This is a genomic window from Oscillibacter sp. GMB15532 (genome assembly GCF_041020825.1).
In the GTDB taxonomy this organism is placed as follows: domain Bacteria; phylum Bacillota; class Clostridia; order Oscillospirales; family Oscillospiraceae; genus Oscillibacter.
Genome location: NZ_JBEVTO010000015.1, coordinates 1 through 1193 on the forward strand (window position 1 = coordinate 1; position 1193 = coordinate 1193).

A 1193-nucleotide genomic window follows, 5' to 3' on the forward strand; every position below is an offset into this window, starting at 1 on the left:
AATTACTTTCATTTGTTTGCGCCTCCTTACAGAATGTGGTTGGAAATGACCACGCGCTGGATCTCGGAGGTGCCCTCGTAGATCTCGGTGATCTTCGCGTCGCGCATCATGCGCTCCATGGGGAAGTCCTTGGTATAGCCATAGCCGCCGAACATCTGGAGAGACTTGGTGGTGATCTGCATGGCGGCCTCGGAGGTGAACAGCTTGGCCATGGCGGCTTCCTTGGTGAAGGACTGGCCATTGGTCTTGCGGATGGCAGCCTGATAGGTCAGCAGACGGCCCGCTTCGATGGACACAGCCATGTCGGCGAACAGGAACTGGGTATTCTGGAACTTGGAGATGGGGCGGCCGAACTGGACGCGGCTCTTGGTGTAGGCAACAGCCTCATCCATCGCGCCCTGAGCAAGGCCAAGGCCCTGCGCGGCGATGCCGATACGGCCGCCGTCCAGCGTCTGCATGGCGATCTTGAAGCCCTTGCCCTCTTTGCCCAGCAGGTTTTCCTTGGGAACAATGCAGTCGGTGAACACGATCTCAGCGGTGGGAGAGCCATGCAGGCCCATCTTCTCCTCATGCTTGCCCACGGAGAAGCCGGGGAAGGTGTTTTCCACGATGAACGCGGAAATGCCCTTGGTGCCCTTGGAGGGGTCGGTCATGGCGAAGACCACAAACACCTCGGCGGCATAGCCGTTGGTGATGAAGATCTTGGAGCCGTTAATGACATAGTGGTCGTCTTCCAGCACGGCAACCGTGGTGCCCTTGGAAGCGTCGGAGCCTGCGTCGGGCTCGGTGAGGCAGAAGGCGCCCAGCTTGCCGCCGGTGGTGAGCATGCGCAGATACTTCTGCTTCTGCTCCTCGGTGCCGTTCTGGATGATGGGTCCGCAGCACAGGCCGTTGTGGGTGGCGACAATGTCGCCAGTGGATGCGCAGACCTTGGAGATTTCCTCCACGGCAATGGCGGCAGACAGATCGTCCGCGCCCGCGCCGCCGTACTCCTTGGGCACGCTCATGCCCATGACGCCATAGCGGAACAGCTGGTCGATGGTTTCCTTGGGATACTTGCAGGTGCGGTCGGTTTCGGCCGCGATGGGCTTGATCTCGTTCTCGGTGAACTCACGGGTCATTTTCCTGATGAGTTCCTGCTCTCTTGTCAATTCGAAATCCATGTCAGTCTCCTATGCTCTCAATTTTTTTAG

General features: G+C 58.9%; 1 protein-coding gene. It reads right to left on the minus strand.

Annotation, left to right across the window (positions count from 1 at the left end):
- Positions 1–26: 26 nt before the first annotated feature.
- Positions 27–1163, minus strand: a complete 1137-nt coding sequence (locus ABVS15_RS13540; protein ID WP_294852194.1) for an acyl-CoA dehydrogenase — start codon at positions 1161–1163, stop codon at positions 27–29.
- Positions 1164–1193 lie beyond the last annotated feature (30 nt).

Excerpts from the sequence above, each read along its gene's own strand:
- ABVS15_RS13540 (WP_294852194.1), bottom strand. The coding sequence starts at position 1,163 with ATGGATTTCGAATTGACAAGAGAGCAGGAACTCATCAGGAAAATGACC.